Below are 23,707 nucleotides of genomic sequence, written 5' to 3'. Positions count from 1 at the left end.
GAAAGTGAGGTTTAAATGATCTTACTGAAGCATATTCATAAAAAGTTTAAAAATAACCATGTATTAAAAGGTATTGATTTAGAAGTATCAAAAGGGGATGTTGTTACAATTATTGGTCCGAGCGGTTCAGGAAAAACAACGCTCCTTAGATGTGTGAACTATTTGGAAAAGCCAGACGAAGGAACAATATCAATCCATGATTTAACGATACAAACAAAAAAACCAGTAAAGAAAGACATTCTCCAATTAAGAAGAAGGACGGCGATGGTCTTTCAACACTATAACCTTTTTGAGAATAAAACGGTTCTAGAAAACGTCACAGAAGGTTTAATCGTTGCACAAAAGAAATCGAAAAAAATGGCGAGAGAAATCGGGATAGACATTCTAACTAAGGTAGGTTTAGCAGATAAAATCAATGCGTATCCGCAACAACTATCTGGAGGTCAAAAACAAAGAGTGGGGATTGCCCGGGCGTTAGCACTAAATCCGGACGTTATATTGTTTGACGAACCAACTTCAGCACTTGACCCGGAAATGGTAGGAGAAGTGCTAGAAATTATTCGAGAAATTGCTAGTGGCGGGGTTACGATGATGATTGTCACCCATGAGATAGATTTTGCTCGTGAGGTTTCGAATAGAGTGGTATTTATGGATGATGGTCAGATTATTGAACAAGGGCCACCTGACGACATTCTTATTCACCCGAAACAAGAGAGAACAAGAAAGTTTTTAAAAAGAATAATGAAGGAACCAGACTTTACTATCTAAGAGAATGGAGGACTAATATGAAAGGGTTAAAAATTACATTTTTACTTATAATAAGCGTTTTATTCATTGCTGGGTGCTCGTCTTCAAGTAATGGGACAACTGAAGATGGTAAGAAAGTTATTACTGTCGCCATAAGTGACGAGGTGAATCCACCATTCCTATATGCGGATGATAATAATGAGCCAATTGGTTACGATATGGATTATTTGAAAGAAGTAGAAAAGAAATTAGAAGACTACCATTTTGAATATGTTTGGGGAGAAGAGGAAGCAAATTTAGTTGGCGTGGATACAGGCAAATATGATTTTGCGATTAATTGGTTTTTTAAAAACCCTGAAAGAGAAGAAAAGTTCCTTTATCCTGAACAGGAATTTGGTTATTCACTCACTTCTCTCGTAACACAACCAAATCGTGATGATATCAAAACATTAGAAGATATGGTAGGCAAGAAATTAGCACCGATGTCTCCTAGTGGTGGTTTAAGAACAATATTAAATAGTTATAACAAAAACAATCCTGATGAGCAAATTGATATTGAGAGTATTGAATTTCCTTCTAATGCAGATAACCTAGGGCGGGTTAATGATGGTAAGGATGATGCCATGTTTATTAATGTAACAACTTTCAATGCTGTCCAAAAAGAGTTGGATTTAAATTTGAAAGTGGCCGGGATTGTGTCAAAAGAGCCTGTTTATACCGTTTTTAATAAAGAACACACAGAACTAGCTAAAGAGTTCGATGATGTGACGAAAGAGCTGATTGAGGATGGTACCTTACCAGATTTGGCTGAAAAATGGTTTGAAGTCAATTTCTTTGAGAACCTAGATTATATCAATGAGGAAAACTATAAATTTAATCCGTAATCACGTCGAATTACGGATTATTCTTTGTTATTAGAAAGGGGAGAAGGTTGGATGTCGGTGGTGAATGATTGGTTTAGTTTGTTTATACAAGTATTAGATAAGCTACCAATCACTTTATTTATGTTACTCATTTCCTTAGTTTGTTCATTAGTCTTAGGTGTAGCTATAGCGATTATCCGTATTAAGAGATTCAAAGTAATTTATCAAATCGCAACATTTTATCTCTCATTCTGTCGATCGACACCTTTATTAGTGCAATTATTTCTTGTTTATTTTGGGTTACCACAGCTGTTATTAGCTTTTCAAATTGATATTAATAGTATGGATCGGATGATTTTTGTTTTAATTAGTCTCTCCCTGCATAATGCTGCTTATCTTTCAGAAGTTGTACGTTCTGCCTATTTGGCAGTTGGTGAGGATCAATTTGAAGCAGCATATAGTGTAGGGATGACCTATACACAAGCATTATGGAGAGTGGTGTTGCCTCAAGCCTTCGTTTTATCTTTACCGAATTTAGGTAATAACATTATCGAACTATTAAAAGATACTTCCTTAGCATTCACGATTGGTATTATCGATATTATGGGTCAAGTAAGGATTATATTAGGTAATAACCATGGTATAGGTATGTTTGAGATTTATGTCGTCATTTCTCTTATATACTGGGGCACTTGTATTTTAATAGAAATGGTCATTAGTACATTAGAAAAGGTTTTAAAGAAAGGAAAGGTCAGTTTATCCAAATCATAATGAAGGAATGAACACTTAATGCCTATGATCAATTTTGAATTTGCTATTGAGCAGATTCCCGAGGTTTTAAAAGGGGTGCCAATCACCTTAGCAATTGCTGTTGTTGCAATGGTGTTTGGATTGATATTCGGTCTGCTAATTGCTCTTTGCCGAATTTATCGCGTCCCTATCCTTAATCGCCTTTTCATTATTTATATATCATTTATTAGGGGTACGCCATTATTGGTACAATTATATGTATTCTTCTACGGTGTGCCTGTTCTATTAGAAAAAATGAATCAATCTTTCGGTACAGCCTATAATGCTGATCATATTTCACCACTGCTTTATGCTTTTATTGCATTCACAATTAATGTATCAGCTTATCAAGCAGAAATTATGCGGGCATCCTTAAATGCTGTACAAATCGGGCAAATGGAAGCGGCCCATTCTGTGGGAATGACTACTTTTCAAGCATTAAAAAGAATTGTCCTACCGCAAGCTTTCTTAGTGGCCTTACCAAACTTGGGAAATACATTTATTGGTTTAATAAAGGCGACCTCACTAGCATTTGCGGTAAAAGTTGTAGAAGTGATGGCGCTGGCAAAAATCATTGCTAATGATGGTTATCACTTTTTGGAAATGTACTTAGTCGCTGCTCTGATCTATTGGTTGATTTGTTGGTTATTGGAAGTGCTTTTTACCTATATAGAAGCAAAAATGAGGAATAAAGAGATAAAGCAAAAGAAAATGAACACAACGATTAGTAAAGATGTTCCTTTAAGAGTCTAAAGCTAAAAATGAAGTCTACGGGCTTCTTTTTTTTGGAAAATTTCATTCAGTACCTTGCAATGTATAATACTACCTGCTATAGTATGATTACAGAAATTAATAACACATATTGTTTAGTACTATATAATATATAGTAGTGGAAGGAGGAAGAAAATGAACGTCCAGTTTAAGAAGGGTGTGCTCGAGTTATGCGTCTTAGTTTTGCTTGATAAGCAGGATCATTATGGATATGAGCTAGTACAGAAGATATCTGACCAAATTCAAATATCTGAAGGTACGGTTTATCCATTATTGCGCAGGTTAACGAAGGAAGAGTATTTTACAACTTATTTACAGGAATCTAAAGAAGGTCCCCCAAGAAAATATTATCAGTTAACAGATAAAGGACGCATCTATTTACAGGCGTTGTTAGCAGAGTGGTACGAATTTACAAACGGGGTTAATCATTTAATAAAAGAAGGTGTTAAAGATGAATAAACAGGAATTTCTCATCACCTTAGAAGCGGAATTAAAAGATATTGATAAACAAGAAAGAATGGAATTACTTCAAGATTATGAAGCCCATTTTGAATTTGGTTTAGAAGAGGGGAAAACAGAGGAGGAAATTGCTAAAGATCTCGGTTCACCGAGAGGTATTGCTAAGGAGGTTAAGGCGAGTTACCATATCGAGCAAGCAAAAGGTGAGGGTGGCATCCAAAATATTTTGCAGGCGACATTGGCTGTCATTGGATTAGGTCTATTTAATCTAATCATTGTCCTCGGTCCCTTCCTTGCCATCGTTAGTATAATCTTTTCCGGTTGGATTGTAAGTTTTGCAGGTATTATTTCACCCTTATTAGTGCTCATCGACATTTTTATAACCTCATCATTTGAATTAGTGAACTTATTTGCTGCTATTCTTTTTTGTGGGTTGGGGTTATTATTATTGGTCGCTATGATGTATGTTACTAAATTCATGAAGAAAATTTTTATTCGTTATCTTTCTTATAACGTCTCGATTGTTAAAGGAGGTATGAAGGGTGATTAAGAAGTTATTATTAATTGGTGGATTGCTCGTTTGCGTTGGTGGAGTAGGGTTTGCGTTTACCTATGGGCAATTGCAAGCAGAAAATGTTTCAGAGACGAAAACAATTGAAGAAGCCTTTAACAATGTTGAGGTTAAAACAGATAATGCCCAAGTTATCCTCGCTCCAACCGATGGCGAGGCAGAGGTGAGATTAAGTGGTGAAATGAAAGGAAAAGAACATGAGGATTTCAAAGTATCCGTTGCAGGAGATACTTTGAAAGTAGAGCATCAAACGGATAAAAGAACGTTTCGCTTATTTAGTTTTGATTTAGAAGAGTTTAATAAACAAATAGAAGTTTATTTACCAAGAGAAGCATATGAAGAAATAAGTGTCGAAAGCAGCAATGGTGTCATAGATGTATCGGAGTTGAATGCCAATCAAGTCATATTAGATACGAAGAATGGAAAGCTACGATTAAAGCAACTTGATAGTGATTATATTCATGCAAAAACGAGTAATGGTGCAATCATTGCAAATGATATACAAGGTGAAATAAAAGCTCGAACGAGTAATGGCGCTATCCAGATGTCACTACCAACTATTCACTCTCCGTTAGACTTGGCTACTTCCAATGGAGCGATTATTGTTGAGGTAGAAGAAGCAGTTAACAATACAACCATCACAGCTAACACGAGCAATGGTTCGGTGCATATCCTTGGATCGAATGAAGGAAATCGAACCATTGGTGACGGGTCGGTAGAAGTGAAGTTGAAGACAAGTAATGGGAGAATTGAATTAACGGAAAAATAAGGAAGGTAGGAGGCAGTCCCTTGAGGCTGTCTCTTTTTTCTCGGCAGAACCCCATTTATGGTAAATGTTGTAATTTAGTATGTTAGGGGAGGCTGTCCGGGTGATTAAGAGTTGCTAAAAGGAAGGAACGTTGTACTCGGCTTGGAATCGAGGGTTAGTATAGAAAAATAAGTAATTACGGCACTCAGACAGGAGGGAAAAACGAATGCGGTGTGCGCAAAAGGGAAATACGCGCAAAAACTAAACAAAACTCAATGCAAACTGCGCGTAAAAGGGAGATACGCGCAAAAGCAAAGAAAGACCCAGTGGCAACTGCGCGCAAGGGAGATACGCGCAAAAACAAAAGAAAACTTAGAGCCAACTGCGCGTAAAAGGGAAATACGCGCAAAAGCAAAGAAAAACTTAGAGTCAACTGCGCGTAAAAGGGAAATACGCGCAAAAGCAAAGGAAAACCCAGTGGCAACTGCGCGTAAAAGGGAAATACGCGCAAAAACAAAGGAAAACTTAGAGCCAACTGCGCGTAAAAAGGAGATACGCGCAAAAGCAAAGGAAAACTTAGAGCTAACTGCGCGTAAAAGAGAAATACGCGCAAAAGCAAAGGAAAACCCAGAGCCAACTGCGCGCAAAAGGGAAATACGCGCAAAAGCAAAGAAAAACTTAGAGCCAACTGCGCGTAAAAGAGAGATACGCGCAAAAAAAAAGAAAAACTTAGGGCTAACTGCGTGTAAAAGGGTAATACGCGCAAAAGCAAAGGAAAACCCAGAGCCAACTGCGCGTAATACGATCTTATTGCATATGGGTATTCCTCGTTTTGTAGAAGGCGACTTATGACAACGCACATAAAGTGGTAAGAGATTGCTGCCACAAGTGTATAAAAAGAAGCATTCGCCGCCCTCAGTAAACCCTACACCCTCTTAGAGTGGATCACATCAATCATGATTCTAAAACAAAGTGCCTCAGAACAGATTAAAGCGTCTCAATAACTGTGGTATCCACTACACCTTGCTGTTCCATATACTTTACTGTTGCTGTGGCGAGCATATTTGCTGCAATGAGCATGCCTCTTTCATCAATATCAAATTTAGGGTGATGATGAGGGTATGGTGTTCTTCCAACAATAGCTGCACCGGTATTGAAGAAGGTGCCAGGTACTTTTTGTAAATAGTAAGCGAAGTCTTCACCACCCATACGGGGGGCAATCTCAACAGCCGCAGTTACACCAGGAACCTCACCAGCTAATTGAGCAACAAACTTTGTTTCAGCTGCATGGTTGACAAGAGCTGGGTAGCCATGAACATAGTTATAATCATAACTTGCAGCTGCAGTTAAGCAGGTTCCTTCAATTACTCGCTCGATTTCTCTTTCCATCTTATTCCTTATGTTTTCGTTAAAGGTTCGAACTGTTCCTGTAAGTGTGACAGAATCAGCTATGACATTGAATGCATTTTTGGCATCGAATTCACCAATAGAAAGAACAGCAGATTCGAGTGGATCAATACGGCGGCTAACGATTTGTTGGAGATTAACAATGAGTTGAGCGCCGAGAACGATACTGTCATTGGCTTCGTGAGGATGGGCGCCATGTCCACCTCTTCCCTGGAGTTTAATATGGAAGCGGTCAGCTGCTGCCATGAGTGGTCCAGAACGATAGCCGATTTCACCTAATGGTTCACCGGATGAAATATGTTGACCGAAAATAACATCGACCCCTTCCAAGCAACCATCTTCAATCATCGCAATCGCACCACCCGGCATATATTCTTCCGCATGTTGATGAATGAAGACAATTGTGCCCTCAATTTCATTTTGAAGTTTATTGAGTACTTTTGCTAAAACAAGTAATGTCGCTGTGTGTGTATCGTGACCGCAAGCATGCATGACACCGGGTTTTTTAGACTTATAAGGAAAATCATTTTCCTCATGAATGGGTAATGCATCGAAATCCGCTCTTAAAGCGATGGTTTTTCCGGGCTTTGCTCCATGTAATTTAGCGACAACACCACGCTCTCCTACACCAGTTCGGACTTCATGTCCAAGCTTTTGGTGATAGTTAGCAATGAACTTGGGTGTTTCTACTTCTTGAAAAGAAAGTTCAGGGTGCTGGTGCAAATGTCTTCTGATTTCAACCATCTCGTTATAATGTTCTTGTAATAATGAATAAAGCTTTTCTAACATATACATCCTCCTTCTATGTAAAAAAATATGGTGAATCCTTCATCACGTTTGAGTGAATAAGTTTATAATAGTTGAAGAGGAGAATAAATTCCAATATATTTTTTGAATATTTCGTTTCATTTCTTGCAGGAGGTGCCTTTCATGTTTATTGAAGACCGTTCAAAGACAAGGGAAAAGCTAGAAAGAGAGGAATTCTTGAAAGTAAGGTATTGGATGTCGCCTGATCCACCTTGTATTTCTTTAGGAGAAACATTAGGACAAGCTGGTGAAAAGATGAATCGATATCAAGTAAGTAGCTTACCAGTCATTGATGATCATAAGAAGCTAGTTGGCATCGTATCTATGAAAAAATTATTTTCTTATCTACTTAAAGGTCAAGATAGAGATATCAACATTCATCCGGTGCCAACGAGGAATTTTGCCTATGTCCGGTTGGATGATTCCATCCTCTATGCAGCTTCCTTTCCTTATGAGGAACTGCCAGTAGTAGATGAAAATGATTGTGTTGTCGGAATGATTCATACAAGAGAGATGATGGATGGATATAAAAAATGGATTCATCGCCTTGAACAGCAAGAGAATGCCACAGAAGTATTGAAGGTTATTTTAGAACGAGCCTACGAAGGGATCGCTGTTGTTGATCAGTATGGGGTCGTGCAGGAATTTAATGAAGCTTATAGTCAGTTTGTTGGTGTGAAGAGAGAGGATGCGATTGGCCGTCATGTGACTGAAGTGATTGAAAATACGAATCTTCATCAAACGGTTAAAACAGCTACACCAGAACGTGGGGTAGTCCAAAGAATAAATGGCCAAGATATGATCGTTCACCGTATTCCACTATGGCAAGATGGGAAAGTGATTGGTGCCATTGGCATGCTTATTTTTGAGGGTGTGACAGAAGTATACAAAATCTATCAATCATTACAAAAGAATCAACATGAAAACAGTAATAATCGTCCGCCCTTTGTCGAACAACTTAAAAACGATCGCCATGTTACATTAGACGATATTGTTGGTGAAAGTAGGGAAATTAAAGAGATTAAACGATTAACAAGGCGTGCTGCGCGTACAATGGCTACCACACTGATTACGGGAGAAAGCGGAACAGGAAAAGAAATGGTTGCGAAAAGCATGCATGTATTGAGTCCGTTTGCCGAGGGTCCTTTTATTAGTGTGAATTGCGGGGCAATCCCAGAAAGTCTGTTTGAATCAGAGCTATTTGGCTATGAAGAAGGTGCTTTTACTGGAGCAAAGAAAGGTGGGAAATTAGGTAAATTTGAATTGGCGCAGTATGGAACGCTCTTTTTAGATGAGATTGGCGAATTACCTTTAGTCATGCAAACGAAACTATTACGAGTCTTGCAAGAAAAAGAAGCGGAGAGAATTGGTGGTAACAAGAAATACCCGATTCGTGCGCGGATCATTGCCGCAACTAATCGTAACTTGAAAAAATGTATTCAAGAGGGGAGCTTCCGTGAGGATTTATATTATCGTCTAAATATCATCGAAATTCTTCTTCCTTCCTTGAAAGAGAGGAAAACAGACATTCCGTTATTATTAAATGAATATACGAAAAAAATCTGCAAGCAATATCAAATCAAAGAGAAGATCTACACACCTGAAGCAATTGGAATACTTGTACAACGGGATTGGCCGGGGAATATTCGTGAACTTGTTAATGTCATAGAAAGGTTAGTTACCCTCGTCGAACAATCCGTGATTGACATTACCCATATACATACTTATTTAGAAGAACAACCAAAATCTATCACAAAGGAACCTTCTTTAATAGAAGAAGCGAAAGATATGGGGAGAAAACGGGAAAGAGACCTTATTATAGATACTTTGCGTCAAGTTGGTGGCAATAAGAAAAAAGCAGCGGAACGTTTAGGTATTCATCGAACCACATTATATCAAAAGTTGAGAAAGTATCAAATATGAATGAGTGTAGATATTTCACTACATAAAATCTACACATGTAGTGATTCTACTACACTACAACCCTTACAATCTTTTGAATGTAAGGGTTTTCTTTTTGGCACATCAATTGCATATAAATAAATGTATAGAGGAGGGAGAAAAATGAGTACGCAGATTTTTAGAACACCACAAACGGTCTTATATGGGAAAGGTTCTTTTGAAAAACTTGGCGAGGAAGCCAGTTTAAGAGGAAAGAAAGCCCTTATTATTAGTGACCAAATTATTGATGGCCTAGGGTGGACGAAAAAAGCGAAAGCCAACTTAGCAAAATCTAATGTTGAAACTATTCTTTATTTAGGTGTATCTACTGAACCAACTGATAAGTTTGTGGCAGAGGCATTATCTCTTTTTCAAAAGGAAGCCTGTGATTTAATTATTTCGCTTGGAGGTGGAAGTTGCATTGACACAGCCAAAGCGGTAGCTGTATTAGCTACTAACGGTGGATATATTGGTGACTATATGGGCGCAGATAAATTAGCAAGTAGTGCGGCTATCGATCATATTTCTATTCCAACAACTGCTGGAACTGGATCTGAAGCAACAGATGCAACCATCATTACGAATACGACTAATGATGTCAAAATGATGATTAAACAACCAGTCTTTATGCCGACTGTAGCTATTGTGGATCCAGTGCTTTCGATGTCATCTCCCCAACATGTCACTGCAGCTACCGGGGTCGATGCGCTCAGTCACGCGATAGAAGCGTACATATCGAGAAAAGCACACCCAATGACAAATATGATGGCTTTATCAGCTATGAAATTAATTGTCGAGAATATCGAGACAGCTTTTACAGATGGTGAGGATTTAGAGGCAAGAGAGGCAATGGCATTAGGTTCAATGCAAGCAGGGATGGCATTTTCTAACGCAAGTGTTTGTCTTGTGCACGGGATGTCAAGACCGATAGGTGCCCTTTTCCATGTGCCCCATGGCTACTCCAATGCTATGCTATTGCCAGCTGTTCTAGAGTTTAGTAGAGAATCTTGTGTCGATCGGCTAGCCGATTTAGGAAGAATCTTTACTAAAGGAAGTGAGCCTCTAACAAATGAGCAAGCAGCTGATTTGGCAGTAGAATCCGTTAAAACGTTATGTGTGAACTTAAATATTCCTAATCTGTCTGGATGGGGAATAGATGAGAGTCTATTTAAACAATCGATTAGTAAAATGACGCATGATGCCATGGCAAGCGGTAGTCCTGGGAATAACCCAAGAGTGCCAACAGTTCCTGAGTTAGAAGATTTATATCTTGCTTGCTATCATTATCAATTTGCTCAAAAGGAACAAGTGAAGTAATAGTCCGGGGGAGGGCGTTTAAATGTTAGGAATGCTAGGGTTAATATTAGGTTTAGTCCTACTGATGTTTTTAACATTAAGAGGCATTAATATCATTATTGCTGCCATTCTAAGCTCGATTGTTGTTGCCATAACAGGTGGCTTAAATTTAGAGACGGCACTGGCAGGTTATTATATGGACGGCTTCACAAATTATTTTGCCTCTTGGTTCTTAATTTTCTTACTAGGAGCGATTTTTGGGAAGATAATGCATGAGACAGGTGCCGCTGAGAGCATTGCCCAATGGATTAAGAGAACATTAGGCGCGAAAAGGGCTGTATTTGCCGTAGTGGCTGCAGCCGCAATCATGACTTATGGTGGAGTAAGTTTATTTGTGGTCGGTTTTGCTGTTTATCCTATTGCTGTTTCATTATTTAGAGCGGCGAATCTTCCACATCGATTTATCCCTGCTGCTCTTGTGTTTGGATCGATTTCATTTACGATGACCGCACCAGGTAGTCCAGAAATTCAAAACTTAATCCCAACTGAGTTTTTCGGTACAACTCCCACGGCTGGCGGTTGGGTCGGGGTACTCATGGCACTTCTTGTAATGATTACGGGAGGCCTGTTATTAAGCAAATTCGTTCAAAATGCTGTTAAAAGAGGGGAAACTTTCTCATTGCCAGGAAATAGGGCAAAAGAAGAAGTATCTGCAGGTTTGGTGGAGAAAACAGAAGGAGAACTCTTGGTAGAGGAAAAAACATTACCTCATATTGTTTTCTCAATTTTGCCATTAGTCTGTGTTATTGTTATGCTAAATATTATTGCACAGTTTGCTTCTTCTACTGCAGCAGCCCTTATTTCATTAACGGCTGGTATTGTCCTTGCATGTCTGACAATGTACAAGTTTTTAGCACAATTTTGGAATGCGTTAGCAAAAGGAGCACAAGATGCACTTGTCGCCGTTGCGAATACTTGTGCTGTCGTTGGCTTTGGTAGTGTAGCTGCTCAAGTGTCTGCATTCGATTCTGTAGTCGATGGACTTGTAAGTTTGCCAGGTCCACCTATATTAGGTTTGGCGGTGGCGGTCACATTAATTTGTGGAATTACAGGATCAGCCTCAGGTGGTTTAGGTATTGCCCTACCTATTTTAGCGCCGATCTATTTAGCTCAAGGTGTCGATCCAGGAGCCATGCACCGTGTAGCGACATTGGCTTCAGGTGGTCTAGATTCTATGCCGCATAACGGTTATGTTGTTACAACAGTGCGAGCGATTTGTGGAGAAACACATAAACGTGCGTACTGGCCAATATTCTGGCTCAGTGTAGTTATTCCAACAATTGCTATGTTACTAGCAGTAGTCTTGTATTCTATATTTTAAAATTTGAGAGGAGTATGACAAATGACAACAACTACAACATCTACATTAAAGAATTTTATTAACGGACAATGGGTAGAGGCAAAAACGGAAAACTATCAACCGGTTCCTAATCCAGCAACTGGTGAAGAGTTAGCGCAAGTACCGATTTCAACTATTGATGATGTCAATGAAGCAGTAAAAGCAGCAAGCGAGGCATTCAAAAAGTGGAGTCAAACGCCAGTACCAAAAAGGGCACGCGTACTTTTTAAATATCAACAACTACTGGTCGACCACTGGGATGAGTTGGCACAGCTTGTAACCGAAGAAAATGGTAAAAGCTTTAAAGAAGCATATGGTGAAGTACAACGTGGGATTGAGTGTGTAGAATTTGCTGCAGGTGCACCGTCGTTAATGATGGGTAAACAATTACCTGATATCGCCACAAATATCGAATCGGGTATGTATCGCTATCCTGTCGGGGTAGTGGGTGGTATTACACCTTTTAATTTCCCGATGATGGTCCCGTGCTGGATGTTCCCATTAGCCATTGCTTGTGGTAACTCATTTGTATTGAAGCCATCAGAAAGAACACCTTTACTTGCTAATCGCTTAGCAGAATTATTTAAAGAAGCAGGATTGCCAGACGGCGTATTGAATATCGTTCACGGTGCTCATGATGTCGTGAATGGTTTATTGGAACATAAGGACGTTCCAGCTATTTCGTTCGTTGGATCCCAACCTGTTGCTGAATATGTATACAAAACAGCTTCCTCTCACGGCAAGCGAGTACAGGCGTTGGCGGGAGCGAAAAACCATTCTATTGTTATGCCAACAGCTGATTTAGACGCTGCAGTTAAAGAAATTATTGGTGCAGCATATGGCTCTGCAGGAGAGCGTTGTATGGCATGTTCAGTTGTCGTGGCAGTAGATGATGTGATTGAGCCCTTATTACAAAAATTAAATACCGCTGCTGATCAAATTACAATTGGTAATGGTATGGACGAAAATGTATTCTTAGGTCCAGTGATTCGTCCAGAGCATAAAGCACGTACAGCTAGTTATATTGAATCAGGGGAAGAAGAAGGTGCCATTTTAGTACGTGATGGACGCAAGGATGAAGCTTACCATGAAGATGGTTATTTTATCGGGCCAACCATTTTTGATAAAGTAACACCGGAAATGAAGATTTGGAAGGATGAAATCTTCGCACCCGTTTTATCAATTATCCGTGTATCATCTCTCCAAGAAGCAATTGATCTAACGAACCAATCAGAATTCGGAAACGGTGCTTGCTTGTTTACGAAGAGCGGCAGCGATGTCCGTCAGTTCAGAGAACGTATCCAAGTGGGTATGCTAGGGGTAAATATTGGGGTACCAGCACCAATGGCCTTCTTCCCATTCTCAGGTTGGAAAAATTCATTCTATGGTGATCTTCACGTAAATGGTAGTGATGGTGTGGAATTTTACACACGTAGAAAAATGCTCACTCAACGCTGGGAGTTTTGATCGATTTAAAAGGAATTTGTCGAAAATAAAGGATTCTCTTCCTTTTTTCAAGAATATTTCTGGGGAAATAAAATGAATCGGAGGAGAATATGTTGGCAAATGACAGTTTGTATCAAAAATCAAAGATTAGTAGAATTGGAGAATTAGGAAAGTCAGCAGCGGAAGCCAATAAAACCTTTTTTGCCTTTGATAAGGCAGCATTAGCGGATGGCGCTATTACGGAAAGAACGAAAGAAATTATTGCTGTCGCCTGTGCTCATGTTACGGGGTGTCCGTATTGCATTGAAATCCATGTAGGTAACGCGAAGAAATTGGGGGTTTCAAAAGAGGAAATTACAGAAGCAGTCTTAGTAGCAACCGCTCTTAAAGCAGGCTCTGCCTTCGCACATGGCACTCATGCGTTAAATGCTTATGAGGAAGTAGAAGCAGATAACCTCTACCAAGCGGCTAATATGAAGAGAATGACTGAGTTGAAAGACTATGCTCCAGATGCGGTAAAAGGTTTCTTTGGTTTTGATGAAGCAGCTATGAAAGACGGGGCCATCAATAAAAAAGATAAAGAGCTTATTGCTGTCGCCGTTGCCCATATTACAGGTTGTGCCTACTGTATTGACATACACACAAAGAATGCGAAAAGACTCGGTATTACAAAAGAAGAACTTGTCGAAGGCATCTTTGTCGCAACTGCTTTAAAAGCAGGTTCCGCGCTAGCACACGGTATCAATGCATTAAATGCCTATGATGAATAGGTGAAATTAGATCACTCCACGGACATCATTGCCCGTGGGGTTTTTTTGATAGGTAAAATGGGGAGTCTAATAGTTTAGCCTCTCCTGAATAAAGTGGGAGAGATTAGGGTTGCAACTAAGAAGGTTGGCGTAGCTGTTAACGTATGGGTCACGAGCACAAGAGGGAGGGGAGCTGTTAGGAGTGTTAGCAGAATGAGAAATGTACACAAAAGATTAGAAAAATACCAGTTGTACTGACAAATCACAAATGTGAACAAATATTTTAGAAAACCGTAACTTGCCATATCTGTGCGTAATAACCGTGAAGGATGTCATCTACTAAGGTATAATAGAGTTATGACATATAAAGGACGACATGCTTATGAAAAAACAATTATATTGGCTCCCTAGTATTCTGTGGATGGCAATGATCTTTATTTTATCTCATCAACCAGGGACACAATCAAGTCAATTAAGTGGTGGGATTACAGAAGTTATCGCTGCTTGGGTTCCATTTTCAATTGAAAACTTACATACTTTAGAGACTTTTATTCGCAAAAACGCGCATTTTTTTGCTTATTTTATTTTAGGGATATTTATTCTTTTTGCCATACGACAAGGGAATATACTTACTCGTCAAAAGCTGCTTATATCCTGGATTCTCACAACAGTTTATGCGGCGACTGATGAATTTCATCAGCTTTTTATTCCAGGGCGTTCGGGTGAAGTAAGGGATGTATTAATTGATAGTGTAGGCGCAGCAACAGGGCTTATTTTAAATTCTATCGTTTATTATTGGCGGAAAAGTAAAAATCGTGGGTCCGTATAGTTACAAGAAGGTTCAAATTGAGAAACCCACACACAAAGACGGTTCAAAAATCAGCATGAAATCGAAAATCACAAGAAGTGTGGGCAAATTTAAAAAGTCCGCACTTGCTCCAATCACCCATTATGCAAACATCATTCGCTTTTACCTAGAAAGACTTTTACATTACAATTAAACTAAGCACCAATTCAGCATTAATCGCATGCTTAATGACGAGGCGCAAGTAACATCACGCCAACACCAACCAAGCAGATGGCAGCTCCAATCCAGTCATACATATCAGGTGCTTTTTTATCAATGCCCCAGCCCCAAAGGACAGACAAAATAATGAATACACCACCATAGGCAGCATACACACGTCCGAAAGATGGGAAGGCTTGAAAGGTAGCAATCACGCCGTATAAGGCTAAGGCAACACCACCACCAATTCCCCAATAAAAAGGTTTCCCCTCTCTTAGCCATAGCCAAATTAAATAACCGCCACCAATTTCTGCAATTCCGGCTAATAAAAATAATATAATTGCACTCAAGATTTACTCAACTCCTATTTTCTGTTTATGGTAAAATATAGGTAACGATATCAAGGAAGAGGACATCTGATGAAAAAATTTATAATATTCTTACTAAGTTTTATCGTTCTTATTTATGTATTTGAAATCGGATCCGGTCTAATCTTGACACTTATATACACACCCGAGATTACATTTGGTACAACGCAAAGTCAAACAGTAGCATTTGGGGCCATTGCTAACCCGTTCCCTTATTTATTTGCATTACTTGCCGGCTGTATCGCTTATTTTCTATCTCAACGATTATATCATGCGAAGTAAACTTGAGGTGATGGTTTGAAAAAGAAAAAAGACGAAGAGAGCAAAATGAAGACAGATGATGACTGGAATAGAACTTTTTACGGTGCGCCAACTGTTGGGGGAATGGTTATTGTTCTTGCCATCATAGGGTATATCATTTATCAAGTGTTAATGAGTTAGTACAATCAAGATGATGTTCTTTAAGAGCATCTTTTTTTATGGAGCATGAATATAAGGAGTGATTCAATGCTAACTTTCAGTTTCATCGGCTTCTATTTGATGCCAGTCCTATGTATTGTTTTTTGCTTAAATTTGGTTTCCCTTTTGAAGAAAATCCGTGATGAAAAAGAAACAGAGAAGAATACTTTTGGCTGACAGTATCGTTTAGCTTAATCGTTTATACGATTACGATGATGCTAATAGCTATTTAACAAAAAAAGAGCCCATTCGATTGAAGGGCTACTCCTTTTTCACTAATTGCGGAGCTATACGGCCACCGGCAGCTTTTTCATAGGCATAGGCCATACCAAGTATGTCACCTTCGCTCCACATTGTACTAAAAAAAGCGAGGTTAAAGGGGGAGCCGTTACTATAAAACCCTGCTGGTATTGTTATGAGTGGCAATCCACTAATATTAATTTCGGATATGGTAGAAGTCGCAACATCCTCACGATCTAAAGTTGGTACATCTTCTAGCATGGTTGGGTAAACAAAAGCATCTAATTGTTGCTCAGCCATAATGTAGGTAATGGTGCGTAACAGTTCGTTCTTCGTTTCTTTAAAGCGTGTTAAATCAGGTAAGCGTTCAGCATTTTCGAAAGCTTTGTCGGCTTCAAGTGGTCGGACAAAGGAAGCTAAGGGCTGGTCTTCTTCCCAAGGTATTGCTCCCGCTTTTAAGAAAACTTTCTCCATATTTAACGAAGGATCAAGGTTTTTGAAGTATTGATTAAGGTCGTAAAAAAAGGATTCTCTTCCAATCATTGTATCAATAGTTTTCATATATGGAGCCAGTGGCTTTACATGAAAAGGATCCTCAATCACCTCTGCACCCAGTGATTGCAATATTGAAATACTTTTTTTATAAAGTGCTTCCGTTTCTGCCGTCATTTTCGTTTCTCTCCAACTAGGGCCGTATAAACCAATCTTTTTCCCTTTCAGAGCATGTGATGAAAGGAAAGATGTATAGCCCTTCTCTGGAATCGTACTAGAAATGGTTTTAGCATCATCAGGTGAATAGCCTGCGATAACATCAAGCATAATCGCTGCATCCCGCACCGTTCTGGCATGTGGCCCTAGTACATCTCTTGTACTGCCAGCAAGCGGAGTCACACCTGTAGTAGGAATGAGTCCGAATGAAGGTTTAATACCAACAATTCCTTGCGCTGCTGCTGGTACTTGTATGGAACCCGCTGTTTCTTCTGCTACTCCAAGAACGGTAAAGTTACCAGATACGGCAGTAGCCGTGCCACTACTACTACCACCAGGTGTTAATTTTCTATTTACCGCGTTGTATGTAGGACCTTTCCAACTAGTATTAGCATGGTATGCACAACTAAAGGCAGGGATATTTGTTTTGCCGAGTATGATGGCATCAGCTGCTTTTAATCTAGAGATAATGGTGGCATCTTTCTGTGGTAATAATTCTATTCCATCTGTATGTTTAGCGAGTGGAGCCCAGCCAAATGTAGATGGAAAACCAACCATATCGACAGCTTCTTTCACAACTACGGGGATACCTGCTAATGGGCCCACCTTTTCCCCACGCATTCGTTTCGCATCGATGGTTTTCGCATCAGTAAGCGCCTGTTCGTTCATAAATGTAAAAGCATTATATGTCGATTCATATTGTTCAATGCGCTCAAGAAAAGATCGAATGACTTCTTCAACTGTATACTCACCTGTATCATACAATTTGTGAAGCTGTTCAATTGTTATTTCCTCAAATAAAAATAAATGCTGATTTTCTGATCGTAACGAGTGCGTTTTCATCACATCATCTCCCTTCAACATTTGTGTATTTAATCTATACTATTACAATTGAGGAGAATTTGCATGATTATTGTTAGAGAATTTAACAAAATATGTTATTGTGTTTGTGAGATGGGTTGATTCAAATCGGCCAGGAGGTGGTTAAATGTTATCGAGAAAGAACTTTTTTATTTTACTCTTGCCATTCTTTCTTCTCTTTGGTTGCCAAGGTGCAGAAGAAGAAGAATTATTCCGATATAAGGGTGCCTATATTGGTGACAATAGTGCCGTTGGAAATATACTGAATGAGACAGCGGACTCAATAGATTATTTTGAATTAAAGACAGAGCAAGAACCGTATGGTTTTGAAGTATTTTATCATGAAGTCAATGATGGAGAGGCATTAATGAAAAAACAAGCGACTGTTCTTTTTTCCTTAGTGCGAAACGTGGAATGGATAAGTTTTCATGTAAATGGAAGTGAAACGAAAGTAACGAGAGATGAAGTAAACAATTGGTATGAAAAAGATATAGCAGGTGTAGGGAGCCAAAAGGAGCTAGAGCAATTAATAAACAGTTGGAACTAGATCTATTCTACCTATGACTGCTGAACTATAGGCCTGCATCGTCACTTTTGCAGGTCTTTTTTTGATACTAAAACTACCTAGTAAATTGGAATGAGAGATAAGTATTTGGTAGAACAAGTGACCTATTAAATGGATGTGGGAGGTTGAATATTTTTCCTTATTTTTCTTGTTGTACATATAGGTAATTGGATTTAAAAGTCTTGCTAGAAAAGGAGTGGAAGCACTTCTTCTCTATTATTCAAGTGTGAATGAGTGTAAATAATAGGAAGAATGAGAAAAACATAGATATCAATAATATATTCTGAATTTTTGGTAAACTATTACGTTTTTCATTATGATGCGTCTCATTTATACTACGTGTAGTGTTTTTTATCAAGAACAATATAGAACACATGAAAGAACAAATGACAAATGAAAGGGGGAAAGTGATGATTCTAGGATAAAAGTCACAGCAGTTGAATACTAGCTTTACTTTGTCCTAAAAATGAACACACATCTATGGTTGATTCCCCTATGAAAAATAAATGTGAGCAAGAAAGGACAGTATGAGAGTGAAAAAGGTAACGACCATCACAATCATTATTTGTCTCATGATTGGTCTAACAGGTGTCTTCGTTCAAGCATTTTCGAGCGAATCTCTAGGAAAGTGGAGTAATGCATTATTCGAGATAAGTGAGGAACAGACCAACAATGAGCTGGCAACCGCCTATGAATCTTGGTCTGAACAAATGAAACAGCAAAAGCTAGATGCACAACTAACCTATGAAAAAGCAATGGAAAAAAACGTAGTAGTTTCAAGTGAAGAAGCGAAAAAAGAGATTAACCAATACTTAACTTTATACAAAGTAGATATTCAAAACATAAAAAAAGAACTAAGCGACTCATTTGATACGTATGAAGGTGAAAAGAAGGAAGAACTTAAATCTGAGATGGATCAAGAAATACTATTATTTTTAGAAGAAACGTTAGAAAAATAAATTTCGACAAAGGGGTCGGGAAGATGAAAAAGAAAATCATAGCTGGTGCAGTTACAGTCGGATTGCTAACCGGAGCAGGCTTTTCGTTAGCGAATACAGATGCGGGACAGGCTTTGAAAACTTGGTATGATAACTTATTTAACCAAACAAGTGCTGAGGTTCTGAGTGAATCGGATGCCAATTTTGAACAGTTATTAACAGAGCTCAGAGCAGAAAATGAAACATTAAAGGAATTAGCAGCCAGTCAAATTGACGAGAAAACATTGCGTGAAATTGAAGGTTCTACTTTAGCTATTGACCAGGCCAAATATGAACATATTGCATCCCTAGATGGTGAGAAATTGTTGATCTTGGAAAATATGGATTATCAATTCTATCAACTATTTTTAGAAGGCTATTTTCATATTAAGGCAAAAGGCGATTTAATGCAGGAGGAAGCAACGGCTGGTTTCCAAGCTTTTGCTAGTGAGAAGGGCCAGTCGGCTTTAGAGCAAGTCACAGCGGAATTAAATCAAGCGAAAGCTGATGCAGTAACAGAACTTGAGCAAGAGATTGTAGCAGCGAAACAGGAAATTGTTACAAAAGTGGAATCTCAAGTTGAAATTAGTAGCCGAAATCTTCGTAATCAGGCGAATTGGAAGGCTGAAGAAATTCGAGAGGCATTAGATGCCATCCTAGCTAATTTAGTCGCAGAACAAGAGGCTGCTATAACAGCGAAAGCTGCTGAATTAGAGGCAGATGCAAAGATGAGTTTAGATGACGTTGTCAACAATATTGTCAATGATTAATTCGTTTCAGGGCCAGCTTGCTTGGCCCTGGAAATCTCGTAAAGGGAGGAAAACAAAATGAGTCATAAAAAAAGGAAATATATCAAAATATTGTTTAGTTGCCTTTTCGCAGGTTTCCTTCTTTCTGTTAGTTTTCGATTTGTTTCTGCAGGTGAAGATATGGAATCGATGCTAACGAATTGGTTTTCTGCAAAAAAAGCAGCGTCCATTGCCGAGATAGAAACGGCTGTCAACGAAGAAAAAAATAAACAAATTGCTAAATTAAAAGAAGAAATCCCACAAAAACTAGCGGAAGCAGATCAACAAATAAAAGAAAAAACACAGTCAGAAGTGGCAAAACGTGTAGCTGAATTAGATGCGTACACAAATGAACTGATCAAAAATTACGATCCAACCATTGAGGAGAATCAGAAAAAAATCGCTGAGTTAGAAGCCATAATGGAAGCAGCAAAGGCTGATATGACGGCAGTAGCTGAGGAATAGCTGAGTTGATCCATTCTTAACTGATTCCACTAATTCATCACTAACAGGGGCCTGTCTTTTATTGTTAAACTTTGAATCGATGTGGGTTGAAACCGTTCAAACTGAAATCCGCATTTGAAAGCTTGACGCGATACCGGGTTAAACGAATCAAATTTACCGATGTCTCCAGTTAATTAACGTGTTTCCAACCTAATCTTACAAAAAAATAATCCAAACCCTTCCCTATATTGCTGCTTTTTCATTTTAATCAAATCCAAGATTATTAAAATTTAAAACATCATCTGTCCTCATCTAAACAAAATCAAACTCCAATCTGAACTCTTATCGATTCCAATTTCAATCCATAAAGGTCATATACCGCACCATAAAAAAGAACAAAGACCAAAAAGTCTTTGTTCACACATAACTTACTTTTCAATGGTTCTCATTGATAGTCGGTGTCATTTCCATACGATTAATAAAACTTCACTACGCGCTCAAGAGGTAGTCTAGTTGTATTAAAGGCAGGTGCAGCGCTTTTACCGATAGCGATTAATGTAATCGGGAATATATTTTCTTCTAGCTCAAATTGTTTGGCGAAGGCAGCTTTATCGAAGCCTCCCATTACGATTGTATCTAGCTCACGTTCTTTTGCGAGCAGAAGCAATTGCATTGAAATCAGACCAGCATCATAGCTTGCGATGTTCATTAGTCCTTCTTTCGGTTGGCCAGGATAAAATTGGTGTGTATTGCTGATGGTACGGTCAGCAATGGATTGATCCATGTAACCAGCTTCGACATTTTGAGTATAGATTTCCTCAACATTTTTATAAGCCTCCGTATCACCAAGTACGGCAATAACAGCAGAAGCATTTTCTACAATTTTTTGGTTGTTGCCAAATACAGGTAATGCCTTTTTCATTGCTTCATCTTGGATAGCGATAAATCTCCATGATTGTAAATTACTAGAAGAAGGAGCTGAAATAGCATGTGCTAATAGTTCTTCTAAACTTTCTTGATTTATTTTAAAAGAAGGGTCGAATACCCTCACAGACTTGCGTTCATTCATAAGAGTAACTAATTCTGACATTTATTTCTCCACCTTTACTTATGTTTAGTAAGTTTATATCGTTTATAAACTTACCATTCGTAAGTTATGTTGTCAACTAATGAATATATGGTACTATTTAATGAGGACAGGTAAAGGAGCTATAAAGAATGGATTGTAACCATAAATTGAAAACGGATTCTAAGCATATCTGTAGCAACTACCATGAAGCGATTGAATTTATAGGTCGCAGATGGATGGGCATGGTCATCTATTCCTTAATGGACGGACCGAAGAGATTTTCTGAATTAGCAGATGAAATTAATGGTATTTCTGACCGATTACTTACAGAACGGTTGAATGAACTCATTAAGGAAGAACTTGTGAGTAAAACATTTTTAGAAGATTCTTCGAAAAAAGTTGAATATGCCTTAACAGAAAGAGGAATGAGCTTGAAGAAAGTTATTGAAGCCATTCTTGCTTGGATTGCCGAAAACGAGAAGTAATAACCAAGACAAATATTGTAGCTGAAGAACGAACAAATCTATAGAGGATTTGTTCTTTTTTTGGGGCTCTTTTTTATATTAGAAGGAGTTAATAATTCTTTTGTTGAAAGCTATAGATTGTATAATAAATTGAGCTTGAAGAGGGGTGGAGGGGAAATGAAAAGTATCTATGATCCGGTATATTTAGAGGAAATCATAACACGTATAGATCATTTGAGCTCCAATTCAAAACGGCAATGGGGGAAGATGAATGTCGCCCAAATGCTGGCTCATTGCTCAGCCTTTCAAGATATTGCGATGGGGGAATCTTCTCCTAAAAGGAGTTGGTTGGGAATCTTTGTAGGAAACTTCGCCAAACCGATTTTTTATAACGAAAAGACTTTACCTAAAAATATGTCTACGATTCCGACCATTTTAATTGTCAATGATAGGGACTTTAGCAAAGAGAAGGAAAAGTTGAAACAAAAATTGTTGCAATTCCATGCTGATGGACCAGAAAAGTGTACAACCCATCCCCATTCTTTTTTTGGTAAACTAACCGCTGAGCAATGGGGAAAGGGTATATACAAGCATCTAGACCATCATCTCAAACAGTTTGGTCTATAACTCATCATCTTCGTTCTTCCTTTATTTTCTTCATCAAGGCTTCACAACCAGCGCTCACTAAATCATATGTTTCCTGGAAATTCCCGGTATAGTAAGGGTCCGGCACATCTTTTGCATCTTGAGTTAAATCTAATAAACGGAATATTTTTGGATGCTGAGGTTGACCAAGTATACGGTATATATCTTTTATATTCGATTCATCCATTGCCACAATATAATCAAATGCTTCGAAGTCTTCTTTCTGTAATTGACGTCCTTTTAATCCTTTAGAGGAAATACGATAGTCTTTTAAAATCGCGAGTGTCCCTTTATGTGGAGGCGCGTCAATGTGCCAAGAGCTCGTCGCTGCTGAATCTACGAATATTTCCTTCTCTAGTCCAACTTGTTCCACCTTATGTCTAAATATCGCCTCTGCCATTGGTGAACGACAAATATTACCTAAACAAACGAATAACACTTTAATCATGAGGATGCCCCTTTCCTTTTACAAAAAATGATTCAGTCGAAACGACCATAAGTTCAACAATTTGTTCAGCCATATATGTGGGTGTATGTGGGAAGTCCTCTTCAATCCAGCGAATAATGAGACCAGCAATGCCATTGGCTCGATAAATATATAACCATTTAGCGTCAACTGAACTATCCTTAGGCAACACATAGTCGTATTCATCTAAAAAGAGTTGTTCAATTGCTTGTGCCATTTGATAGCGGAAATCGACACGAATATGGTCACTTAATAATAATTGATATAGAGATGCATGTTCTTTGAAATAATTGAATAAAGTAATCTCCTCAATCGGAAGTTCTCGTAAATAAACTTGTTCATAAGCTTGATAAGGAATACCAATTTGTTCAATCATCTCATGTAATGTCTCATCAATGACCTCTTTTAGTAACTCGTCCATCGAATGAAAATTGGCGTAAAATGTTCCACGATTATAATTTGTCTCTCTTGCAATCTCAGATATAGTAATTTGGGCGAAAGGCTTTTTGTATAATAATTCAATAAATTTTGTTTTAATAGCTGCGCGTGACCTTTGTACGCGTTTATCTAAAAAATCATGCTCCAAGAGAATCACCTCTTCTCTTATTATGTTGAATTCCTACATATTTTGCAATTTTACTGAACAAAATAAAA

The 23,707-nt window shown here is 38.4% G+C and carries 28 protein-coding genes; 22 read left to right on the top strand and 6 right to left on the bottom strand.

The window, feature by feature from the left end:
- Positions 1 to 15: 15 nt before the first annotated feature.
- The 8 genes from MKX67_RS20755 (at position 16) to MKX67_RS20720 (ending at position 5,800) form a co-directional block, all read left to right on the top strand.
- A complete protein-coding gene (locus MKX67_RS20755; RefSeq protein WP_095371753.1) occupies positions 16 to 768 on the top strand; it encodes an amino acid ABC transporter ATP-binding protein in 753 nt (250 codons plus the stop codon).
- Positions 769 to 785: 17 nt separating this feature from the next.
- Positions 786 to 1,631: a transporter substrate-binding domain-containing protein gene (locus tag MKX67_RS20750; protein WP_322909739.1), complete on the top strand. Its 846-nt coding sequence runs from the start codon at positions 786 to 788 to the stop codon at positions 1,629 to 1,631.
- 51 nt (positions 1,632 to 1,682) lie between these two features.
- Positions 1,683 to 2,381 carry an amino acid ABC transporter permease gene (locus tag MKX67_RS20745; RefSeq protein ID WP_095371755.1) on the top strand — a complete coding sequence of 233 codons (699 nt, stop codon included), beginning with the start codon at positions 1,683 to 1,685 and terminating at the stop codon, positions 2,379 to 2,381.
- An 18-nt stretch (positions 2,382 to 2,399) separates the two neighbouring features.
- Complete coding sequence (locus MKX67_RS20740; protein WP_289434724.1) at positions 2,400 to 3,152, top strand: amino acid ABC transporter permease; 753 nt, start codon at positions 2,400 to 2,402, stop codon at positions 3,150 to 3,152.
- A 153-nt stretch (positions 3,153 to 3,305) separates the two neighbouring features.
- Positions 3,306 to 3,629: a PadR family transcriptional regulator gene (locus tag MKX67_RS20735; RefSeq protein WP_095371757.1), complete on the top strand. Its 324-nt coding sequence runs from the start codon at positions 3,306 to 3,308 to the stop codon at positions 3,627 to 3,629.
- Entirely contained in the window at positions 3,622 to 4,179 is a 558-nt protein-coding gene (locus tag MKX67_RS20730; RefSeq protein WP_095371758.1) for a DUF1700 domain-containing protein, read from the top strand. Before MKX67_RS20735 ends, MKX67_RS20730 begins: the two co-directional genes overlap by 8 nt.
- Complete coding sequence (locus MKX67_RS20725; protein ID WP_342488707.1) at positions 4,172 to 4,969, top strand: DUF4097 family beta strand repeat-containing protein; 798 nt, start codon at positions 4,172 to 4,174, stop codon at positions 4,967 to 4,969. The genes MKX67_RS20730 and MKX67_RS20725 overlap by 8 nt, the downstream gene beginning before the upstream one ends.
- A gap of 210 nt (positions 4,970 to 5,179) precedes the next feature.
- Positions 5,180 to 5,800, top strand: a complete 621-nt coding sequence (locus tag MKX67_RS20720) for a hypothetical protein (protein WP_342488706.1) — start codon at positions 5,180 to 5,182, stop codon at positions 5,798 to 5,800.
- A 135-nt stretch (positions 5,801 to 5,935) separates the two neighbouring features.
- On the opposite strand, the gene MKX67_RS20715 is transcribed toward MKX67_RS20720, so the two are convergent.
- Entirely contained in the window at positions 5,936 to 7,144 is a 1,209-nt protein-coding gene (locus MKX67_RS20715) for a M20 family metallopeptidase (protein ID WP_342488705.1), read from the bottom strand.
- A gap of 141 nt (positions 7,145 to 7,285) precedes the next feature.
- Between MKX67_RS20715 and MKX67_RS20710 the strand changes: the two genes are divergently transcribed.
- The 6 genes from MKX67_RS20710 (at position 7,286) to MKX67_RS20685 (ending at position 14,822) form a co-directional block, all read left to right on the top strand.
- A complete protein-coding gene (locus tag MKX67_RS20710; protein ID WP_307315973.1) occupies positions 7,286 to 9,085 on the top strand; it encodes a sigma-54-dependent Fis family transcriptional regulator in 1,800 nt (599 codons plus the stop codon).
- A 141-nt stretch (positions 9,086 to 9,226) separates the two neighbouring features.
- Positions 9,227 to 10,420, top strand: coding sequence for an iron-containing alcohol dehydrogenase (locus MKX67_RS20705; protein ID WP_342488704.1), 1,194 nt, complete (start codon positions 9,227 to 9,229; stop codon positions 10,418 to 10,420).
- 22 nt (positions 10,421 to 10,442) lie between these two features.
- Positions 10,443 to 11,780 carry an SLC13 family permease gene (locus MKX67_RS20700; protein ID WP_342488703.1) on the top strand — a complete coding sequence of 446 codons (1,338 nt, stop codon included), beginning with the start codon at positions 10,443 to 10,445 and terminating at the stop codon, positions 11,778 to 11,780.
- Between the two features lie 21 nt (positions 11,781 to 11,801).
- Entirely contained in the window at positions 11,802 to 13,265 is a 1,464-nt protein-coding gene (locus MKX67_RS20695) for a CoA-acylating methylmalonate-semialdehyde dehydrogenase (protein ID WP_342488702.1), read from the top strand.
- Positions 13,266 to 13,357: 92 nt separating this feature from the next.
- Positions 13,358 to 14,014: a carboxymuconolactone decarboxylase family protein gene (locus tag MKX67_RS20690; RefSeq protein ID WP_342488701.1), complete on the top strand. Its 657-nt coding sequence runs from the start codon at positions 13,358 to 13,360 to the stop codon at positions 14,012 to 14,014.
- Between the two features lie 361 nt (positions 14,015 to 14,375).
- Positions 14,376 to 14,822, top strand: coding sequence for a VanZ family protein (locus tag MKX67_RS20685; RefSeq protein ID WP_342488700.1), 447 nt, complete (start codon positions 14,376 to 14,378; stop codon positions 14,820 to 14,822).
- Positions 14,823 to 15,025: 203 nt separating this feature from the next.
- On the opposite strand, the gene MKX67_RS20680 is transcribed toward MKX67_RS20685, so the two are convergent.
- The gene (locus MKX67_RS20680) at positions 15,026 to 15,352 is read right to left on the bottom strand and encodes a YnfA family protein (protein WP_095371767.1); all 327 of its coding nucleotides are present in this window, start codon (positions 15,350 to 15,352) and stop codon (positions 15,026 to 15,028) included.
- A 66-nt stretch (positions 15,353 to 15,418) separates the two neighbouring features.
- Between MKX67_RS20680 and MKX67_RS20675 the strand changes: the two genes are divergently transcribed.
- Both MKX67_RS20675 and MKX67_RS20670 read left to right on the top strand, forming a co-directional pair.
- Entirely contained in the window at positions 15,419 to 15,649 is a 231-nt protein-coding gene (locus tag MKX67_RS20675) for a hypothetical protein (protein WP_341097982.1), read from the top strand.
- Positions 15,650 to 15,664: 15 nt separating this feature from the next.
- Positions 15,665 to 15,808, top strand: coding sequence for a hypothetical protein (locus MKX67_RS20670; protein ID WP_157733880.1), 144 nt, complete (start codon positions 15,665 to 15,667; stop codon positions 15,806 to 15,808).
- Between the two features lie 279 nt (positions 15,809 to 16,087).
- Here MKX67_RS20670 and MKX67_RS20665 read toward each other — a convergent pair whose 3' ends face one another.
- Entirely contained in the window at positions 16,088 to 17,617 is a 1,530-nt protein-coding gene (locus MKX67_RS20665; RefSeq protein ID WP_342488699.1) for an amidase, read from the bottom strand.
- Between the two features lie 145 nt (positions 17,618 to 17,762).
- Between MKX67_RS20665 and MKX67_RS20660 the strand changes: the two genes are divergently transcribed.
- From MKX67_RS20660 to MKX67_RS20645, 4 genes are all read left to right on the top strand, one after another.
- Complete coding sequence (locus MKX67_RS20660; protein ID WP_322909731.1) at positions 17,763 to 18,182, top strand: DUF4825 domain-containing protein; 420 nt, start codon at positions 17,763 to 17,765, stop codon at positions 18,180 to 18,182.
- A 545-nt stretch (positions 18,183 to 18,727) separates the two neighbouring features.
- On the top strand, positions 18,728 to 19,159 hold the full coding sequence (locus MKX67_RS20655; protein WP_095371772.1) for a hypothetical protein: 432 nt from the start codon (positions 18,728 to 18,730) through the stop codon (positions 19,157 to 19,159).
- A gap of 23 nt (positions 19,160 to 19,182) precedes the next feature.
- Positions 19,183 to 19,947 (top strand): hypothetical protein, encoded by a 765-nt coding sequence (locus tag MKX67_RS20650; RefSeq protein ID WP_095371773.1) that lies wholly within the window; start codon positions 19,183 to 19,185, stop codon positions 19,945 to 19,947.
- A gap of 57 nt (positions 19,948 to 20,004) precedes the next feature.
- Positions 20,005 to 20,430 (top strand): hypothetical protein, encoded by a 426-nt coding sequence (locus MKX67_RS20645; RefSeq protein ID WP_322909730.1) that lies wholly within the window; start codon positions 20,005 to 20,007, stop codon positions 20,428 to 20,430.
- 454 nt (positions 20,431 to 20,884) lie between these two features.
- Here the strand turns inward: MKX67_RS20645 and MKX67_RS20640 are convergent, their stop codons facing one another.
- Positions 20,885 to 21,499 carry a nitroreductase family protein gene (locus tag MKX67_RS20640; protein WP_095371775.1) on the bottom strand — a complete coding sequence of 205 codons (615 nt, stop codon included), beginning with the start codon at positions 21,497 to 21,499 and terminating at the stop codon, positions 20,885 to 20,887.
- A 128-nt stretch (positions 21,500 to 21,627) separates the two neighbouring features.
- Between MKX67_RS20640 and MKX67_RS20635 the strand changes: the two genes are divergently transcribed.
- Together MKX67_RS20635 and MKX67_RS20630 are read left to right on the top strand one after the other, a co-directional pair.
- On the top strand, positions 21,628 to 21,963 hold the full coding sequence (locus tag MKX67_RS20635) for a helix-turn-helix domain-containing protein (protein ID WP_095371776.1): 336 nt from the start codon (positions 21,628 to 21,630) through the stop codon (positions 21,961 to 21,963).
- Positions 21,964 to 22,119: 156 nt separating this feature from the next.
- Positions 22,120 to 22,569 carry a DUF1569 domain-containing protein gene (locus tag MKX67_RS20630; RefSeq protein WP_095371777.1) on the top strand — a complete coding sequence of 150 codons (450 nt, stop codon included), beginning with the start codon at positions 22,120 to 22,122 and terminating at the stop codon, positions 22,567 to 22,569.
- Positions 22,570 to 22,573: 4 nt separating this feature from the next.
- On the opposite strand, the gene MKX67_RS20625 is transcribed toward MKX67_RS20630, so the two are convergent.
- On the bottom strand, positions 22,574 to 23,035 hold the full coding sequence (locus tag MKX67_RS20625) for a low molecular weight protein-tyrosine-phosphatase (RefSeq protein WP_322909729.1): 462 nt from the start codon (positions 23,033 to 23,035) through the stop codon (positions 22,574 to 22,576).
- Positions 23,028 to 23,639: a TetR/AcrR family transcriptional regulator gene (locus MKX67_RS20620; RefSeq protein WP_251162174.1), complete on the bottom strand. Its 612-nt coding sequence runs from the start codon at positions 23,637 to 23,639 to the stop codon at positions 23,028 to 23,030. Before MKX67_RS20620 ends, MKX67_RS20625 begins: the two co-directional genes overlap by 8 nt.
- Positions 23,640 to 23,707 lie beyond the last annotated feature (68 nt).

It is taken from the genome of Cytobacillus sp. FSL W7-1323 (assembly GCF_038595015.1).
Lineage (GTDB): Bacteria > Bacillota > Bacilli > Bacillales > Cytobacillaceae > Cytobacillus > Cytobacillus kochii.
The sequence above is the reverse complement of the archived record's forward strand: the minus strand, read 5'-3'. Positions and strand labels throughout refer to the sequence as shown.

Coding starts and splice junctions, on each gene's coding strand:
- MKX67_RS20755 (WP_095371753.1), top strand. CDS start 16: ATGATCTTACTGAAGCATATTCATAAAAAGTTTAAAAATAACCATGTA.
- MKX67_RS20750 (WP_322909739.1), top strand. CDS start 786: ATGAAAGGGTTAAAAATTACATTTTTACTTATAATAAGCGTTTTATTC.
- MKX67_RS20745 (WP_095371755.1), top strand. CDS start 1,683: ATGTCGGTGGTGAATGATTGGTTTAGTTTGTTTATACAAGTATTAGAT.
- MKX67_RS20740 (WP_289434724.1), top strand. CDS start 2,400: ATGCCTATGATCAATTTTGAATTTGCTATTGAGCAGATTCCCGAGGTT.
- MKX67_RS20735 (WP_095371757.1), top strand. CDS start 3,306: ATGAACGTCCAGTTTAAGAAGGGTGTGCTCGAGTTATGCGTCTTAGTT.
- MKX67_RS20730 (WP_095371758.1), top strand. CDS start 3,622: ATGAATAAACAGGAATTTCTCATCACCTTAGAAGCGGAATTAAAAGAT.
- MKX67_RS20715 (WP_342488705.1), bottom strand. CDS start 7,144: ATGTTAGAAAAGCTTTATTCATTATTACAAGAACATTATAACGAGATG.
- MKX67_RS20710 (WP_307315973.1), top strand. CDS start 7,286: ATGTTTATTGAAGACCGTTCAAAGACAAGGGAAAAGCTAGAAAGAGAG.
- MKX67_RS20705 (WP_342488704.1), top strand. CDS start 9,227: ATGAGTACGCAGATTTTTAGAACACCACAAACGGTCTTATATGGGAAA.
- MKX67_RS20700 (WP_342488703.1), top strand. CDS start 10,443: ATGTTAGGAATGCTAGGGTTAATATTAGGTTTAGTCCTACTGATGTTT.
- MKX67_RS20695 (WP_342488702.1), top strand. CDS start 11,802: ATGACAACAACTACAACATCTACATTAAAGAATTTTATTAACGGACAA.
- MKX67_RS20685 (WP_342488700.1), top strand. CDS start 14,376: ATGAAAAAACAATTATATTGGCTCCCTAGTATTCTGTGGATGGCAATG.
- MKX67_RS20675 (WP_341097982.1), top strand. CDS start 15,419: ATGAAAAAATTTATAATATTCTTACTAAGTTTTATCGTTCTTATTTAT.
- MKX67_RS20665 (WP_342488699.1), bottom strand. CDS start 17,617: ATGAAAACGCACTCGTTACGATCAGAAAATCAGCATTTATTTTTATTT.
- MKX67_RS20660 (WP_322909731.1), top strand. CDS start 17,763: ATGTTATCGAGAAAGAACTTTTTTATTTTACTCTTGCCATTCTTTCTT.
- MKX67_RS20655 (WP_095371772.1), top strand. CDS start 18,728: ATGAGAGTGAAAAAGGTAACGACCATCACAATCATTATTTGTCTCATG.
- MKX67_RS20650 (WP_095371773.1), top strand. CDS start 19,183: ATGAAAAAGAAAATCATAGCTGGTGCAGTTACAGTCGGATTGCTAACC.
- MKX67_RS20645 (WP_322909730.1), top strand. CDS start 20,005: ATGAGTCATAAAAAAAGGAAATATATCAAAATATTGTTTAGTTGCCTT.
- MKX67_RS20640 (WP_095371775.1), bottom strand. CDS start 21,499: ATGTCAGAATTAGTTACTCTTATGAATGAACGCAAGTCTGTGAGGGTA.
- MKX67_RS20635 (WP_095371776.1), top strand. CDS start 21,628: ATGGATTGTAACCATAAATTGAAAACGGATTCTAAGCATATCTGTAGC.
- MKX67_RS20630 (WP_095371777.1), top strand. CDS start 22,120: ATGAAAAGTATCTATGATCCGGTATATTTAGAGGAAATCATAACACGT.
- MKX67_RS20625 (WP_322909729.1), bottom strand. CDS start 23,035: ATGATTAAAGTGTTATTCGTTTGTTTAGGTAATATTTGTCGTTCACCA.